Source organism: Bradyrhizobium sp. USDA 4472 (assembly GCF_054058595.1).
In genome coordinates, this window is sequence record NZ_JBSSAM010000001.1 from 685,887 (window position 1) to 701,149 (window position 15,263).

16 protein-coding genes are annotated in these 15,263 nt (G+C 63.6%); 4 read left to right on the top strand and 12 right to left on the bottom strand.

Features of this window, described 5'->3' with window-relative positions; translation table 11 throughout:
* Window positions 1–59 precede the first annotated feature (59 nt).
* The 3 genes from ACVWZ4_RS03245 to ACVWZ4_RS03255 all read right to left on the bottom strand — a co-directional run bounded on the left by ACVWZ4_RS03245 (window position 60) and on the right by ACVWZ4_RS03255 (window position 2,324).
* Complete coding sequence (locus ACVWZ4_RS03245; RefSeq protein ID WP_456739837.1) at window positions 60–287, bottom strand: hypothetical protein; 228 nt, start codon at window positions 285–287, stop codon at window positions 60–62.
* 122 nt (window positions 288–409) lie between these two features.
* A complete protein-coding gene (locus ACVWZ4_RS03250) occupies window positions 410–655 on the bottom strand; it encodes a hypothetical protein (RefSeq protein ID WP_456705191.1) in 246 nt (81 codons plus the stop codon).
* A gap of 256 nt (window positions 656–911) precedes the next feature.
* On the bottom strand, window positions 912–2,324 hold the full coding sequence (locus ACVWZ4_RS03255) for a caspase family protein (protein WP_456763572.1): 1,413 nt from the start codon (window positions 2,322–2,324) through the stop codon (window positions 912–914).
* Window positions 2,325–2,844: 520 nt separating this feature from the next.
* Here ACVWZ4_RS03255 and ACVWZ4_RS03260 point away from each other — a divergent pair.
* Window positions 2,845–3,486 carry an OmpA family protein gene (locus tag ACVWZ4_RS03260; protein WP_456701999.1) on the top strand — a complete coding sequence of 214 codons (642 nt, stop codon included), beginning with the start codon at window positions 2,845–2,847 and terminating at the stop codon, window positions 3,484–3,486.
* A 60-nt stretch (window positions 3,487–3,546) separates the two neighbouring features.
* On the opposite strand, the gene ACVWZ4_RS03265 is transcribed toward ACVWZ4_RS03260, so the two are convergent.
* Entirely contained in the window at window positions 3,547–4,812 is a 1,266-nt protein-coding gene (locus tag ACVWZ4_RS03265; RefSeq protein ID WP_456739838.1) for a phospholipid carrier-dependent glycosyltransferase, read from the bottom strand.
* A 212-nt stretch (window positions 4,813–5,024) separates the two neighbouring features.
* Between ACVWZ4_RS03265 and ACVWZ4_RS03270 the strand changes: the two genes are divergently transcribed.
* Together ACVWZ4_RS03270 and ACVWZ4_RS03275 are read left to right on the top strand one after the other, a co-directional pair.
* Window positions 5,025–5,723 (top strand): FecR family protein, encoded by a 699-nt coding sequence (locus ACVWZ4_RS03270; RefSeq protein ID WP_456739839.1) that lies wholly within the window; start codon window positions 5,025–5,027, stop codon window positions 5,721–5,723.
* A gap of 2 nt (window positions 5,724–5,725) precedes the next feature.
* Complete coding sequence (locus ACVWZ4_RS03275; RefSeq protein WP_456739840.1) at window positions 5,726–6,883, top strand: hypothetical protein; 1,158 nt, start codon at window positions 5,726–5,728, stop codon at window positions 6,881–6,883.
* A gap of 138 nt (window positions 6,884–7,021) precedes the next feature.
* Here the strand turns inward: ACVWZ4_RS03275 and ACVWZ4_RS03280 are convergent, their stop codons facing one another.
* The 3 genes from ACVWZ4_RS03280 to ACVWZ4_RS03290 form a co-directional block, all read right to left on the bottom strand.
* A complete protein-coding gene (locus ACVWZ4_RS03280) occupies window positions 7,022–7,510 on the bottom strand; it encodes a VOC family protein (protein WP_456737818.1) in 489 nt (162 codons plus the stop codon).
* Between the two features lie 26 nt (window positions 7,511–7,536).
* Window positions 7,537–7,965 carry a VOC family protein gene (locus ACVWZ4_RS03285; protein ID WP_456739841.1) on the bottom strand — a complete coding sequence of 143 codons (429 nt, stop codon included), beginning with the start codon at window positions 7,963–7,965 and terminating at the stop codon, window positions 7,537–7,539.
* A gap of 127 nt (window positions 7,966–8,092) precedes the next feature.
* Window positions 8,093–8,608: a cupin domain-containing protein gene (locus ACVWZ4_RS03290; protein WP_456701993.1), complete on the bottom strand. Its 516-nt coding sequence runs from the start codon at window positions 8,606–8,608 to the stop codon at window positions 8,093–8,095.
* 127 nt (window positions 8,609–8,735) lie between these two features.
* Between ACVWZ4_RS03290 and ACVWZ4_RS03295 the strand changes: the two genes are divergently transcribed.
* Window positions 8,736–8,954 carry a CsbD family protein gene (locus ACVWZ4_RS03295; protein WP_456701992.1) on the top strand — a complete coding sequence of 73 codons (219 nt, stop codon included), beginning with the start codon at window positions 8,736–8,738 and terminating at the stop codon, window positions 8,952–8,954.
* 66 nt (window positions 8,955–9,020) lie between these two features.
* Here the strand turns inward: ACVWZ4_RS03295 and ACVWZ4_RS03300 are convergent, their stop codons facing one another.
* The 5 genes from ACVWZ4_RS03300 to ggt all read right to left on the bottom strand — a co-directional run bounded on the left by ACVWZ4_RS03300 (window position 9,021) and on the right by ggt (window position 15,226).
* Window positions 9,021–9,485, bottom strand: coding sequence for an FKBP-type peptidyl-prolyl cis-trans isomerase (locus ACVWZ4_RS03300; protein ID WP_092227328.1), 465 nt, complete (start codon window positions 9,483–9,485; stop codon window positions 9,021–9,023).
* Window positions 9,486–9,545: 60 nt separating this feature from the next.
* Window positions 9,546–11,837 carry a xanthine dehydrogenase family protein molybdopterin-binding subunit gene (locus ACVWZ4_RS03305; RefSeq protein ID WP_456739842.1) on the bottom strand — a complete coding sequence of 764 codons (2,292 nt, stop codon included), beginning with the start codon at window positions 11,835–11,837 and terminating at the stop codon, window positions 9,546–9,548.
* Window positions 11,838–11,839: 2 nt separating this feature from the next.
* Complete coding sequence (locus ACVWZ4_RS03310) at window positions 11,840–12,856, bottom strand: FAD binding domain-containing protein (RefSeq protein ID WP_456739843.1); 1,017 nt, start codon at window positions 12,854–12,856, stop codon at window positions 11,840–11,842.
* 3 nt (window positions 12,857–12,859) lie between these two features.
* Window positions 12,860–13,423, bottom strand: coding sequence for a (2Fe-2S)-binding protein (locus ACVWZ4_RS03315; protein WP_456701989.1), 564 nt, complete (start codon window positions 13,421–13,423; stop codon window positions 12,860–12,862).
* Between the two features lie 216 nt (window positions 13,424–13,639).
* On the bottom strand, window positions 13,640–15,226 hold the full coding sequence (ggt, locus tag ACVWZ4_RS03320) for a gamma-glutamyltransferase (RefSeq protein ID WP_456701988.1): 1,587 nt from the start codon (window positions 15,224–15,226) through the stop codon (window positions 13,640–13,642).
* Between the last annotated feature and the right edge of the window lie 37 nt (window positions 15,227–15,263).

Sequence of the window (15,263 nt, forward strand, 5' to 3'; positions counted from 1 at the left end):
AAAATAAAAAACCGCGCCGTCATCTGCCGACAGCGCGGCGGAAATGATGCGGCCGAAGCCTACTTCATCGACATGGCCTTCTGCGCCTTCATGTAGTGCATGCAGCCGCTCTTCATCTTGCCCATGCTCATGTCCGTGTTGGCCATGGCCATTTCCTTGTTCGCCGCCATCTTGGCGGGCGTGTCGGCGGGACCGGACATCGCGGCCGTCGACTTCATCAGATTATCGCTGGTGCACGGCATCATCGCGGCGGACGCCAAAGCTGCCGCGGTAAGCAAGGTCTTCAACGAAAAGTCTCCTGAAGTAAAACGAAGCCGGCGTCATGCCGGCCTTCGCAACTACGTAGTCTCTGGCGAGAACGTTTCGTGGAGAAGGCAATTGTCTTGCTGCAGCGCAAAGCGAGACGGCGTTAGCGGCCGTCCTTCGGCACCTTGGGCCGGTTGCTGAGGCTGCCAGTGGCGATATCAGGCTCGCAGGAGGCCCTGCCGCGCCCTTCCGACTCGCAACGATAGACGCTGCCGGTGAGGCGATCGACCAGCCACACGGTCTCGTCGGTCGGAGCTTGGAGGCCGGTATACCGGGAGGTCACTCCCGTGATCAGCGTGGAGAGCAGGATCGCGACCGCGATCATCGCCGCGCCGATGTAGATGGGCATGGCATTCAGAGACACGGCCCGATCCGGCGGGCCACTGCGATGGTAGTCACGCTGATAGTCACTTGGCCTCGGCACTGGATGGAACTCGGCTCCCCTCGCCTGCGATGTCGGATGAAGGTGTCTGCTAGGCGCGCATCTGGCCGAAAACTTGTTCGCAGCCAGGCGGTCACGCGACGGCTTTGCGACGAACGATGAGCGCAGGTTTCCGACAGCGAAGACGGTCCCGATCGAGCCGCTCCCCGTCGCCCTTTGCCTCTCAGCGGCGGCCGAACAATCCACCCATCATGCCGCCAAACAGACCGCCGGGGCCGCCCGTCGGGGCGCCGACGCCACTACTATGATGGCGCCGGCCACCACCGCCGAAAGACCGGCGACGCACCGGCTCATCGTCTGCCTGCTCGGAGGCGGCCGCGCGGGCCGAAACGATCTCCGACAGCAGAGCCTTGTGCTGGAGCTTGTTGAGGTAACCCGTGGCGGGATAGCCACGTGCCGCCTGCCATCGCTTCATCACGGAACGGGTGTCGTCGTCGAACTTCCCGGTCACCTTGACGTCGAAGCCGAGCCCGGTGAGGCGACGCTGCACGTCTCGGCGCTGTCCCTTGTCGAGACCGATCTGGTCTTCGGAGATCTGGCTGGCCTCTTCGGTGAAAGTCGCGGGATCGATCCCGGCCGACAGGTTGCGGGTGGTGTTGGACGGCCCATCCTGCAGCGCCGCGATGCGGGCGAGTGCGATCGATTTGAACGTGCCGTTCGGATAGTTGGTGAGATAGGCGTTGAGCTCTTCCACCTTGTTGGTGTCCTTGATCGAGCGCCAGAACTCGAGCTCGATGTCGGCGCCTTGCCTGGTCGCGGCCGATACGGGCGCGTTCGACGGATCGATTGTGGCCGCAGCCGGCGCGCCAACCGGATTGAGATAGACGTTGCCGGTGAGGTTGGTGTGCCCCCGAGGCAATTGGCCCTTGCTGGTCTCGTCACTGACCTGGGCACGAACCTTGGTCATGGCCTCTTGGATCTCGACTCCCGGCTGGGCAATGTTGGCGACGAGGGCGCGGGTGAACGGGCTGTTGGTGCCGGCCTCGCCGTCGAGCGCGGTCTGGCCGGGGCCTGTGGCAAAGGCAATCAGCGTGCCCTCGCCCGACTTCATCTCGGCGAGGCCAGTCTGCACATTGACGGAGCGGGTGGCCTTGGCCGACCGGATCTTTGCTGCGAACGGGTTATCACGGCAGGCGTCCAGGAATACGAGCTTCACCTTCGCATCCGCCATGGTCTGATCGAGCGTGATGTCGACATTGATCGCAGCACCGAGCTTGACGTCCATCTCGGATTTGAGGTCGGCATCAATAGGCAGCAGATAGTTGATACCATTCACGGCAATCCCGTGGCCGGCATAGAAAAACACGGCGACATCGGCGCCTTCGCTCTTCTTGCCAAACTCCAAGAGCTTTGCAGTCATGGCGTCGCGCGTGAGGTTGGAGCCCTCGACGACATCGAAGCCGACATTGCGCAGCACCCTCGCCATCGCCTTGGAATCGATCGCCGGGTTGGGGAGCTGCGGGACATTCTTGTAAGCGGCGTTGCCGACTACGAAGGCGACGCGCTTGTCGGCAAAAGCTGCGTTGCCGCTGACGAGAAATGCTGCGATTGAAATTGCTGCGATCAAGAAGCGCATGATCATTCTCCCCTGATCCAAACTTCTTCGATGCTCTCGGATCAGCCAGAGCCGATCCGATGAGAGCAATCCGATCCAGTTCACAGCGACGCACTGTGATCTGAATCACCCGGGGATTTCTGCTGCTCCAACCGAGCTGCGAGACGCTGCGAGGGCTACTTTTCGGCGGGGCTGACGCAACGGGCAGTAACCGCGGTCACGAGCAATGCAGGGAGATTGTACCCGCAGCGGCCCGAAGTCCAGCAAGCCGCGGAACGCCAAATCGAAAAGACGTGAAGGATTTGCACGCTGCTTTCGAGCATCGAAAGACGGAGTTACTTCCTGACGCAGGCCCTATGCTGCCCCGGTGGTAGGCGGCTGCCGCTGGCTGAATGCCGTGTATACCGGCCGGCTCGGCTGCTAAGATACGAACCGAATTTCGGTTCCTCCTGAATGTGATCCGCATCACATCCGAGCCTTTGAACCTTCTCTATCCTGGGAGCATCAAATCGCCATCAAGCGTTACACCGAGGATACGACAATGACCCATTTCAACAAGTCTTTCGGACTGAAGGCGATCACGCTTACCGCGGCGCTGTCGATGGCGGCGGGCCTCGCTTTCGCCGGCGACGCCAATGTTTCCACCAACCAGATCCTGGATGCATTGAGGCCGAAGCCGGTGACCCGCGGGTTGTCGGTCGGTCCGCAGGCCGACCCGACGGCGCAAGCCAAGGAAGCGACCTTCCTCGATACACTGCGCAACCGGCAGACCCGTTCGCTCTCGATGGGCGAGCGCGATCAGATCGCCGAGCTCGCGTCGACCAAGCCCAACATCGATCTGGAAATCCAGTTCGACTACAACTCGGCCGACATCGCCAAGACCTCGCTGCCATCGGTGCAGGCGCTCGGAAAGGCGCTGTCCGATCCATCGCTCAAGGGATCGACTTTCGTGGTTGCCGGCCACACCGACGCGATCGGCACTGAAGAGTACAATCAGGGCCTCTCTGAGCGTCGTGCCGACACGATCAAGAAGTACCTGGTGCAGAACTACGGTCTCAACGGCGGCGATCTCGTCACCGTCGGCTATGGCAAGACCAAGCTGAAGGACACCGCCAACGGCGCCGACCCGATCAACCGCCGCGTCCAGGTTGTGAACATGGACACGAAGACGGCGTCCAAATGATTTGAGACGTCGCGGCAGCAACAGCCGCCTGCCACGAAAGTGGCGGGCGACGTCCTCTTGTCAGATCCAGCTCTGGAACAACATCAGCCGGCTGAACATCCGCATCGACGTGCCGATGAAAGCGGCTGAAATCGGCAGCATGACCGCAAAGCCGATCGCCGCAATCCCGACATAGGCCCACAGCACCCAGCGCGGCAGGCCGTCTCTGCGCAGCGCATAGACCAGCGCGAGCGAGGCCGCGGTTGCGGCCGGCAGATAATAATAGATGAAGCCGAGCGTGCGCGGCAGCAGCGCCCAGGCGAGCCAGGGGCCGAAATAAAACGAAGCAATCAGGAACGCATCCCAGCGACGCGCAACGATGAAGTCGCGCAACACCATGACAAGGGCCAGCAACGCCGGCCATAGCACCAGGGGATTACCGAGGAAGACGATCGCCGCGACGTCGTCGTCCGTCGTCTTGTCGAACAGGAACCACACCGGCCGCACCAGCAACGGCCAGGACGGCCAGGAGCTCATATACGTATGGCCGGCGATCGCGCTGGTGGTGTTGTCGGCGAAGATCCGGCGCTGCGCTTCGATCAGATCAGGCAATGACAGGCCATAGAGCGGAACGAAGGCAGCGATATAAGTCACGGCGGGCAGCAGCGCAAAACAGAGGGCGGCATGATGGGCCTTGAAGGCGGGCCAGAGATCGGGCCGGTACCAGTCGCTCGGCTTCGCATCGGCAAACAGCGTGTGCCAGCCCTGCATCAGTCGGACCATCGCCACGATGACGATGCAGACGCCGAGCGGAAACAGGCCGCTCCATTTGCAGGCCGCCGCAAAGCCGAACAAGCTGCCGGCGAGCGCGAACAGAGCCTGCGGACGTTCCCGTCGAAAGCCGTGCATGAAGGCGGCAATTGCGAGCAGGCCGAGACCGAGCGCAAAGATGTCGAGCATCGCGATGCGCGCTTGCACGTAAACCATCTGGTTGAACGCCGCGATCAGCGCTGCCGCGATTGCAGGTCCCTGCGATCCGAACACGGCGAGGCCGCAGAAATAGATCGCGACGATCGCAAGCGCGCCGAACAACGTTGCCGGATAGCGCCAGCCCAGCGCATTGTCGCCGAATGCCGAGATCGAGACAGCGATCAGCTCCTTTGCCAGCGGCGGATGCATCGGATTGAGCATCGGCTCCGACACCGTGGTGCCCAGCATCTGCCGCGCAGCCGGCACGTAATGCACCTCGTCGAAGACGAATTTTTCCGGCGTCGTCAGCCCGACCAGCAGCGCGAGATGCGCAGCTAGGAAGATCGCGACAGCGATCACTGCGCTTCGCGACGTCATCGGAGCCGCATGTGCTTTGCGCGACGGCTCTAGGGCTATTTTGCGTGGCAAATCTGCGTCACCGCGAATAAAAAACTACTCGGACGATCCATTGAACGCATTCCGCCGCAACTGTCACTAAGCTAGCGCTTGTCTCATGCCGCTTGTGATAATTCTGCCACAACACGAGTGCGCGCGATCCAGTACGATCAGGGGCCTCGATCGGTTACGACATGAATTTGCGTTTTCTGCTTTTCCCAACTCTGCTGTCCATGACACTCTGCGCTGCGCCTTGCGCGCAAGCCCAGACGCGCGTCGGCGAAGCCGTTCTCGTCCAGAACGAGGTGGTCCGCGTCGCTGCAGGTACGACACCGATCAATGTCGGCGACAGCATGTTGCGCGACGAGACCGTACACACCGGCGCGGAGAGTGCGGCGCGCTTCGTCATGGCCGACAGCACCAATCTGTCGCTCGGGCCGAGCGCGACGCTGAAGCTCGACCGCACCGTGTTCAATGACGAGCACAGCTATCGCGACGTGGCCATCAGCATGGCCACCGGCGCCTTCCGCTTCGTCACCGGACATTCGGCGAAGACCGCCTACAAGATCACAACACCGCTTGCGACCATCGGCGTTCGCGGCACGACGCTCGACATCCTGTCGCAGCGCGGCCGCTCGGTCGTCGTGCTCCAGGAGGGCGCGGCGAACGTCTGCACCCTGAGCTTCCAGTGCATTCAGCTCACCCAGCCCGGCGACACCGCGGTCATTACCTCGACCGGCGGGAGGGTCACCATCACCAAGACCAACACGCCGCCCTGGACCTTTGCCGCCAACTGCACCGCCAATGCCGGACTTTGCGCCGTCAACCAATACGCCGATGCCTCGCCGGCCACTCCCGCCGTTCATGACGACGGCATGCTGTGCGGGCGCTGACGATGGCAAAGCCCGGCTTCAAACGTCTCGCCTCGGCCTGCGCGCTCGGCGCAGCCGCCGCGCTCACGCTGTTCGCGCTCGACGCCCGTCCCGCGACGGCCGCGACATTCTGCGAATCCGGGTGCGGTCATCCAACGCCCACCCCGTCACCGACATATTCGCCGTCCCCGACGCCAGCCGCGTCGCCCTCCCCGAGCCCGTCTCCATCGCCAAGCCCGTCTCCGTCGCCAAGCCAGTCTCCGTCGCTGCCGAGCCCGACGCCGACCGGCTCCGATTCCAGCGGCAACTCGGTCAACGGCCTCGCCAACCAGCGCTTCAACCAGATGATCACCAACCGGGTGCTCGGGACGGTGCTGCTTGGCGTCAACGAGCAGGTCAATTGCAGTGACTGCATCAGCGCGTTCGGTTCGGCTGGCTCGTTCTCGGCCGGCGTCCACGGCCGCAAGGAGCTGACGCCCAATCTGTCGCTGCTGGCCGGCCTCGCCTACACGCAATACAGCGAGGGCGGCTACCACGTCACCAGCGCGCCGATCGGCGCCGTCGCGCTGCGCTATGACCTCACCGATTGGGGTTCATCGCGTCCGTTCTTCGACGTCGGCACGATCCTGACGCCCTGGGAGAAGGTGCGATACACCCGCAGCTACAACACCAGCCTCGGCGCGGTGAGCGTGACGGGGTCGAGTGACGCTTCCAACTACGCAGTCTATGGTCGCGCCGGCTGGATGAGCCGCCTGTCACCTCGTGATGAGGTTGCGGCCTCGATCGAGGTCTGGCAACTCTGGCAGCGCGTGTCGGGCTACGCGGACAATGCGGTCGCGTTCAACCCGTTCGACGCGAGCATCGCCGACGGCACCGACCGCACCAGCCTGGTCAAGATCGGCGGCCAGTGGACGCATCTCGTCGCCGGCAATATCGAGACCAACATCAATGGGGGCTGGGTGCAGTCATTCGCCAGTCACAGCGGCATCGTTGCCACCGTGACCGGCGACGGCGTGGCGGCGCCGACGATGGGCAACCAGGGCTGGTTCGAATATGGCGGACGCCTCGGCTTCCGTCTGCAGAAGGATTGGGTCGTGGACCTCTTTGCCAACGGCACGCTCGGCCCCCAGCCAGTAGGCAACACGATCCATGGCGGCGTGGGGCTGAGGATCAATTATTAGCGTGGTTGGCGTAAGCGCCAGGCGCAAGCCTCGCAGGGTGGGCAAAGCGCAACCGTGCCCACCATCCGTCTGATAGCAAAGGGACCGTGGCCATGGTGCTTTCGCGCCTTTGCCCACCCTGCGGCACCTGGGTTGACGTCACGCCGCCGACTTGCCCTCGAACGCACGGCGCAGAACGTCCACGTCCAGCTTCACCATCTTCATCATGGCCTGCATCGCGCGCGCGGCGGCGGCCCTGTCCGGACTCGAGAGAAACTCGAACATCACCTTGGGCACCACCTGCCAGGACACGCCATAGCGGTCACTGATCCAGCCACACTGCTGCTCCTTGCCACCGTTGGCCAGGAATGCACTCCACACGCTGTCGACCTGGGCCTGATCGTCGCAATGAATCATCAACGACAGCGCGTGGGTGTATTCGACCTTCATCCCGCCATTGAGCGCGACCAGGGGCTGGCCGGCGACCGTGAACTCGACGACGAGCACCGAGCCCTCCTTGCCGGACGGGTTATCCGAGACGTTGCGCTGGACGTGCGTGATCCCTGAATCCGGAACCAGCGAGACGTAGAACCTGGCGGCCTCCTCGGCATCGCCGTTAAACCACATGCAAGGCACGAGCTTGGACATCGCGAATGCTCCTCTTCCGGTTCCAATCAGGCGCTCGCCATGGCGGGCTTCGCCGGGACGGCCGCCATGTCCAGCCAGTTCACACCCCACATGTGACCATCCGGATCCTCAAAGCTGCGGCCGTACATGAAGTCGTACTCGTCAACAGGACCGGGATCGGCGATCCCGCCTGCGGCCTCGGCCTTGCCGACGATATCGTCGACCTCGTTGCGGCCATCGGCGGACAGGCAGAACAGCGCCTGGTTCGAGGTCTTGGCATCCGCGATCGGCTTCGGCGTGAACTGACGGAATTTGTCGTGGATCGTCAGCATCACGTGGATGGTCTCGGAAAACACCATGCAGCTCGCCGTGTCGTCACTGAATTGCGGATTCCTGGTCGCGCCGATCGCCTCGTAAAAGGCAGTCGCGCGCTTGAGGTCGGTCACGGGCAGATTGAGGAAGATCATCCTGGCCATCGAAAGCTCCTTGGGGCGGGTTCTGCCCAAGGACGGATGGCCCGGCGCCCATCCGACACGCCTTCCGAGACTTTTTTGGCCATTTTTGCGCTGGGAGGTCTGTCGGACCGCCGGCCGGCCGCCAGCATTACTTCTTCTCGTTGGGATCCCGGTGGATCGGATCGACCCACAGCACGGTCTCGGGTTTCTCGACCGGCTCGATGTCGAGATTGATCGCGACCGCCTCGCCGTCGCTGCGGACCAGCACGCATTCCAGCACCTCGTCGGGGCTGGCATTGATCTCCTGGTGCGGCACGTAGGGCGGCACGAAGATGAAATCGCCGGGGCCGGCTTCGGCGGTGAATTGCAGGCTCTCGCCCCAGCGCATCCGCGCCTTGCCCTTGACCACGTAGATGACACTTTCCAGATGCCCGTGGTGATGTGCGCCGGTCTTGGCAGCGGGCTTGATGCTGACGGTGCCCGCCCACAATTTCTGCGCGCCAACGCGCGCGAAATTGATCGCAGCTGCGCGGTCCATGCCTGCGGTCGAGGGCACATTGGTATCGAGCTGGTTACCGGGAATGACGCGCACGCCGTCATGTTTCCAGCGATCGTCATGATGATCGTGGTCATGGTGGGAATGCGAATGGTCATGGCCGGTCATGGGCTTTTCTTTCTGTTGGTTCCGTGCCGGCGAAACTAACCAATGCCTCGGCTGCAGGCCATAGCAAATTCGGAACTCTCATGGCCGCCGGGCGTTGTTCTCGCGAGCAATCTGCAAGGAGAGTTTCATGGGCAGCACTAGTGACAAGATCAAGGGCAACGCCAACGAGGCCATCGGCAAGGCCAAGCAGGGCATCGGTGAAGCCACCGGTTCCGAGCGTCTGCAAGGCGAAGGCGCGGTCCAGGAAGTGAAGGGCAAGGGCCAGAAGGCGATGGGTGATGCCAAGGACGCAGCGAAGGATGCAATCGATCGCGCGGCGGCGTCAGCACGTCGCTCGACTGAATAACACGCACTGAACCGAAATGAAAAGACCGGCCGCAAGGCCGGTCTTTTTGTTTGCGGCGATCTTGGCTCACTTCACCGCAAGCAATTCCACGTCGAACATCAACGTCGCGTTCGGCGGGATCACGCCGCCGGCACCGCGCGCGCCGTAGCCGAGCTGCGGCGGGATGATCAGCGTGCGCTTGCCGCCGACCTTCATCGTGGCGACGCCCTCGTCCCAGCCGGCGATGACGCGGCCCTTGCCGATGGGGAATTCGAACGGCTCGTTGCGATCGACGGAGCTATCGAACTTCTTGCCCTTTTGGCCATTCTCGTAGAGCCAGCCGGTATAGTGCATCACGCAGATCTGGCCGGGCTTCGGCGAAGCGCCGGTGCCGACGACATGGTCGATGGTTTGCAAGCCTGAAGCTGTTGTCATGGGTTTTCCTGCGGTCTGGGCCGATGCCGTGGTGGAGACGAACGTCGACACGCTACCGATCAGGGTGATCGCGAGTGCCGAGATGATGGCGAGGAGTGCGCGTTGAAAACGCTGCATAGAACACCTTCCGTTTGAGGCGGAAGGTGTCTACCGCAAGCCCGACGCCGTTTCCACCCCTCAAACCTCGATATTTTCCAGCCGCACCGGCAGCTTGCGGATGCGCTGGCCGGTGGCGTGATAGATCGCGTTGCAGATGGCCGCATTGGTCCCGACATTGGCGAGTTCGCCAAGTCCCTTCGCCCCTGCCGGATTGATGTGATCGTCCTGCTCGGAGAGCAGGATCACCTCGACACCTTCGACGTCGGCATTCACGGGCACGAGGTAGTCGGCAAGATTGTCGTTGACGTAACGCGCATTACGCTGGTCGATCTCGGTCGCTTCCAGCAGCGCCGACGACATGCCCCAGATCAGGCCTCCCATCAGCTGGCTGCGGGCCGTGCGCGGATTCATGATACGGCCGGCTGCGAAGGCGCCGACCAGGCGTGGCGCGCGGATCTCGTGCGTGAATCGGTTGACGCGGACTTCGACGAACTCCGCCCCGAAGGCGTAAGCGATCTTGTCCTTCATCGCGGCGCCGCCGACGAGCCGCGCATGTCCAGCGTGCATGGCCTTGAAGGAATCCGGCGGGGCACCCTCCGGTTTCCACTCGCCATATTCCTCGACAACGCCGACACCAAGTGCGTTGAAGGCCTTCTCCAGATCGAGAGGACGGTCGCTCTTCGTCGCCTGCACCGTCGGCGTCCGGCCGATGCCAACCGTTTCCTTGGCCTTATCGGTGAGACTCTCCTTTGGCATCACCGCCTTGAACAGGCGCTGGCGGATCTGGTCACACACCATCATCACTGCCGAGCAGGTGCTGGCCGTCGAGTTGGAGCCGCCCGCGACAGGAGCCGGCGGCAGGTCGCTGTCGCCGACAAAGACGGCCACCTTGTCCAGGGGAACGCCGAGCCGCTCCGCCGCTGTCTGTGCGATGACTGTGTAGGCGCCCGTGCCGATCTCGTGGCCGGCGATCTCGACGCGGGTGCGGCCATCACGCTGGAGGCGCACGCGCGCCGCCGATGGCGCCATCTGCGTCGGGTAGCAGGCCGCCGCGCAGCCATAGCCGATAAGCCAGTCGCCATCTGACATCGATTTCGGCGCCGCCGAGCGCTGCGACCAGCCGAAAGCTTTCGCAGCCTCGTCGAAACACTCCATCAGCGATCGGGAGGTATAGGGCTTGCCACCGATCGGCTCGCTGGTCGTGTCGTTGACGCGACGGAGCTCGATCGGGTCCATGTCGAGCTTGACGGCGAGCTCATCCATCGCGCTCTCCAGCGCGAACATATAGGGCACCTCCGGCGGCGAGCGCATGAAGCCGGGCGTGTTGCGGTCGGCACGCACGATCGACACCAGGCTGTCGACATTCGGGCAGGCATAGAGACGTGTCGTGGTCTTGGTGCCGCCGACGCAATAGGGATCGGCGCGGGAGGACACTTCGGCGCCCTCGTGCCTGAGGGCGACCAGCTTCCCATCCCGGCTCGCGCCGAGCTTGATCCCATGCCGCGTCTCGGCGCGATAGGTCACGATAGTAAAGCCCTGGTCGCGGGTCGGGACAAGCTTGATCGGCCGGTTCAGCCGCTTCGCTATGCCGGCGATGATGGCGGTCCGCGGCGTCATGGAGCCGCGCGAGCCAAAGCCGCCGCCGACATAGGGATTGACCACCCTCACCTTGTCAGCGTCGATGCCAAGCTGCTCGGCCACGCCGTTCTTCAGACCGTAGACGTATTGGCTGGGCTCATAGATGACGAGATCGTCGCCCATCCAGACACAGCTCGTCGAAAACAGCTCCATCGGATTGTGGTGCTGCGTCGGCGTCTCGTAGGCAGCATCGACCTTCACCTCGGCCTCGTCGAACGCCTTCGCGAAGTCGCCGACTTGCGGGTCTTCCTTGAATTGCGCATTCTGCCCCTTCGCAGCGGCTTTCGTCGTTCCCGGCGAGTCGAAGCTCGCGCTCGGGGTGGCCGCGGTGTAGCTGACCTTGACACGGTTGGCGGCCTCACGCGCCGCCTCGTAGGTCTCTGCAATGACCACGGCGACGATCTCGCCGTCATGCGCGATGTCGGTCGATTTCAGCGGCTGGATCGTGGTACCTGCATAGCCGCCATTGCTGAAGAGTTTCGACTCCTTCAGATCAGGGGCGTTCTCGTGCGTGATGATGTCGATCACGTCACGGACGCGTTTGGCATCGTCGAGGTCAAGACTATTGATCCGGCCTCTGGCAATTGCGCTCGTGACCAGGAACGCATACGCCGGATTGTCCAGCGGCATATCGGACCCGTACGTGGCGCGCCCCGTAACCTTTGCGACCGCATCATAGCGCGGCACGGGCTGGCCCATATTCGCCTTGGGCTCGGGAGCAGCTGCGGTCATGGTCAGATCTCCATCGTTGCGGCCTGCTGGAGCGCGCGCGCCACCACGCGCTTGCCGAGCGCGATCTTGAAATCGTTGTATTGGCGCCCCCGGGCGTCCGCGAAGGCAGCCTCGGCGGCGCGCTCTGCGAGACCATCATCGAAGGTCTGTCCCTTCAGCAGCGCCTCCGCCTCGCGCGACCGCCACGGCACCGTCGCGACACCGCCCAGCGCGACACGCGCATCCTTGATCGCGCCGTCCTGCACATCGAGTGCGACCGCGGCTGACGAGAGCGCGAACTCGTACGATTGCCGATCGCGCGCCTTGAGGTAGACCGAGCGCGGCCAGCGGCCGGGAACGACGAAGGCTGAAATCAGCTCGCCCGATTGTAGTGTGGTCTCGATCTCGGGCGTGTTGCCGGGTGCCTTGTGCAGCTCTGCAAAGGGCATGCTGCGGGTGCCGGACCTGTCGGTAATCTCGACCGTGGCATCCAGCGCGATCAGCGCCTGAGCGAAATCGCCGGGATAGGTGGCGATGCACTGATCCGAAACGCCGAGCACCGCATGCATGCGGTTGACGCCGTGCATCGCGGCACAGCCGGAGCCGGGATTGCGCTTGTTGCAATTCTCGTAGGAGACATCGCGGAAATAAGGGCAACGCGTCCGCTGCAAGACGTTACCGCCGAGCGTCGCCATGTTGCGCAGCTGGGCGCTGGCCGCAAGCTTCAATGAGTTGGCGATGACCGGATAGTTGCGCTGGATCTCGCCGTTCGCGGCGACGTCAGACATTTTTGCGAGCGCGCCAAGCCGCAGGTCCGCAGCGCCCGGATCGATCGCCGACCAGCCCTGCGCGAGCGGATTGATATCGACGATTGCGGCAGGCCGCATGACGTCGAGCTTCATCAAGTCGATCAGCGTGGTGCCGCCGGCGAGCGGCTGGACCATGGCTCGGGTCAGCGGATTGTCGACGGCCGCAGCGGCGCCGAGCGCCTTCACGGCCATATCGGGGTCCGTCGCTCTCTGATAAGAAAACGGTCGCATCGCCTAGCCTTTCATGATCTCGGGCGCGGCCTGCTTCACGGCGGCGACGATGTTCGGGTAAGCGGCGCAGCGGCAGATGTTGCCGCTCATATATTCGCGGATGTCGGCATCGCTGCTCGCGTGTCCCTCCTTGACGCAAGCGACGGCAGACATGATCTGGCCGGGCGTGCAATAGCCGCACTGGAACGCATCGTTATCGATAAAAGCCTGCTGCATCGGGTGCAGCTGATCGCCGGTGGCAAGTCCTTCGATCGTCGCGATCTCCTGCCCTTCGGCCGCCAGTGCGAGCGTCAGGCACGACACCACGCGCCGCTCACCGATCAGCACTGTGCACGCGCCGCACTGCCCGTGGTCGCAACCCTTCTTGCTGCCGGTGAGCTTGAGATGTTCGCGCAGCGCGTCCAGCACGGTGGTGCGCGGGTCGAGGCTCAGGCGCTTGTCCTGGCCGTTCACCCGCAGCGTGACCTCAACGTGGAGCGCCGGATCCTGCGCCACGGGCGCCGGCGCGTCCAGCGCGCCCGCTCGCGCGGTCATCGGAACAAGCGCGCTGCCTGCGGCGCCGGCCATGAACGCGCGCCGATCGAATCCCGGTAGCCGGGAACTTGAATTGTCGGACATGGACGGCCTCCGCTGCTTCGAAGACAAAGCAGCGCACGCCTGCGCCGCCGCCGGTCAACGAGGGGCCATGAGCTCCGTTCCGAACGGAAAAGGGGGGCACAGCGAATGCCGCGTCGCCCTCCGTCAACTTTTCCTGATCTGCTTGCGAAGGAACCTCGCGCGGGATCAATAGCCGAGCGCGCAGCCGTCCTTGCGCGGGTCGGAACCGCCAGTCAACGTACCCTTGTCCCAGTCGATCCAGATCGCCTGGGCCCCGCCGAGCGGGCCGACCACGCTGGCGGTGTTGTGGCCGAGCTTCTTCAAGCCCTGGACGATATCGGCCGGGACGCTGTCCTCGAGCTGATACTGGCCCTCGTAATGCAGGCCCCGCGGCATATCGATCGCCTCCTGCACGTCGCATCCATAATCGAGAATGTTGGTCACGACGTGGGTTTGGCCGACGGGCTGGTACTGACCACCCATCACGGCGAACGGCATGACCGAGCGGCCCCCCTTTGTCATGAGGCTCGGCATGATCGTGTGCAGCGGCCGCTTGCCGCCGGCGATGCAATTGGGATGGCCGGGCTGGATGCGGAAGCCGCCGGCACGATTCTGGAACAGCACGCCTGTCTTGTTCGAGACGATCGCGGAGCCGAAGGAATGCGCGATTGAATTGATGAACGAGCAGACGTTACGGTCCTTGTCCACGACCGTGATGTAGATGGTCGAGGGGTTCATCGGGGGCGCGACGTTTGGCAGGTCGAGCATGCCGTCCATGCGGATCTTCGCGATGTGCTCGTCGCAGAATTCCCTGGCGAGGATCTTCGATACTTCGACCTGCATATGATCGGGATCGGCGACGTGCAGCTCGCGATGCATATAGGCGATGCGCGCGGCTTCCGCCTCGAGATGGAAGCGTTCGATACTGAGCGGTGCATACTTCGTCAGGTCGAACCGCGACAGGATGTTGAGCATCAGCAGCGCAGTGAGGCCTGGGCCGTTCGGCGGGCACTGCCAGACGTCGTAGCCCTTGTACATGGTGCCGATCGGCGTCGTCGTCTCGGTGCTGTGCGCGGCGAAATCGTCGAGGGTGTGCAGGCCGCCAATTCCGCGCAGGGTCTCGACCATGTCCTCCGCGATCGGCCCCTTGTAAAAGGCGTCGCGGCCGTCCTTCGCGATCGCGCGCAGCGTGTTGCCGAGCTCGGCCTGACGAATGACGTCGCCGGCGACCGGCGGCTTGCCGCCCGGCAGCAGGTAACGCACGGTGTTGGTGCCACCCTTCAGCTTCTCGAACTGGTTCTTCCAATCGAATGCGATGCGAGGCGCGACGACGTAGCCCTCTTCCGCCGCCTTGATCGCGGGCTGGAGCAGCCGGTCGAAGCCGAACTTGCCGTGGTCACGCAGTACGGTCGCGAACGCATCGATCACGCCGGGGATCGAAACGGCATGCGCCGACGTCAACGGCACGGAGTTGATCTTGCGCTCGAGATACCAGTCGGCGCTGGCCGCCTGCGGCGCGCGGCCGGAGCCGTTATAGGCGATGATCCTGCCCTCGCCGCGCGGCTGGATCAGCGCAAAACAGTCGCCGCCGATGCCGGTCGATTGCGGCTCGATCACGCCGAGCAACGCCGAGCCCGCGACGGCCGCGTCGACCGCCGTGCCGCCCTCGCGCAGCACCTCGATCGCCGCAAGGGATGCCTGCGGATGCGAGGTCGCCACCATCGCGTTGGTGGCGTGGACCGTGGACCTGCCGGGGAAATGGAAATTTCTCATCGAATTCCTGCTCTCTCAGACCGTGGGCGCGGATGGC

Coding starts and splice junctions, on each gene's coding strand:
- ACVWZ4_RS03250 (WP_456705191.1), bottom strand. CDS start 655: ATGCCCATCTACATCGGCGCGGCGATGATCGCGGTCGCGATCCTGCTC.
- ACVWZ4_RS03255 (WP_456763572.1), bottom strand. CDS start 2,324: ATGCGCTTCTTGATCGCAGCAATTTCAATCGCAGCATTTCTCGTCAGC.
- ACVWZ4_RS03260 (WP_456701999.1), top strand. CDS start 2,845: ATGACCCATTTCAACAAGTCTTTCGGACTGAAGGCGATCACGCTTACC.
- ACVWZ4_RS03265 (WP_456739838.1), bottom strand. CDS start 4,812: ATGACGTCGCGAAGCGCAGTGATCGCTGTCGCGATCTTCCTAGCTGCG.
- ACVWZ4_RS03270 (WP_456739839.1), top strand. CDS start 5,025: ATGAATTTGCGTTTTCTGCTTTTCCCAACTCTGCTGTCCATGACACTC.
- ACVWZ4_RS03275 (WP_456739840.1), top strand. CDS start 5,726: ATGGCAAAGCCCGGCTTCAAACGTCTCGCCTCGGCCTGCGCGCTCGGC.
- ACVWZ4_RS03280 (WP_456737818.1), bottom strand. CDS start 7,510: ATGTCCAAGCTCGTGCCTTGCATGTGGTTTAACGGCGATGCCGAGGAG.
- ACVWZ4_RS03285 (WP_456739841.1), bottom strand. CDS start 7,965: ATGGCCAGGATGATCTTCCTCAATCTGCCCGTGACCGACCTCAAGCGC.
- ACVWZ4_RS03290 (WP_456701993.1), bottom strand. CDS start 8,608: ATGACCGGCCATGACCATTCGCATTCCCACCATGACCACGATCATCAT.
- ACVWZ4_RS03295 (WP_456701992.1), top strand. CDS start 8,736: ATGGGCAGCACTAGTGACAAGATCAAGGGCAACGCCAACGAGGCCATC.
- ACVWZ4_RS03300 (WP_092227328.1), bottom strand. CDS start 9,485: ATGCAGCGTTTTCAACGCGCACTCCTCGCCATCATCTCGGCACTCGCG.
- ACVWZ4_RS03305 (WP_456739842.1), bottom strand. CDS start 11,837: ATGACCGCAGCTGCTCCCGAGCCCAAGGCGAATATGGGCCAGCCCGTG.
- ACVWZ4_RS03310 (WP_456739843.1), bottom strand. CDS start 12,856: ATGCGACCGTTTTCTTATCAGAGAGCGACGGACCCCGATATGGCCGTG.
- ACVWZ4_RS03315 (WP_456701989.1), bottom strand. CDS start 13,423: ATGGCCGGCGCCGCAGGCAGCGCGCTTGTTCCGATGACCGCGCGAGCG.
- ggt (WP_456701988.1), bottom strand. CDS start 15,226: ATGAGAAATTTCCATTTCCCCGGCAGGTCCACGGTCCACGCCACCAAC.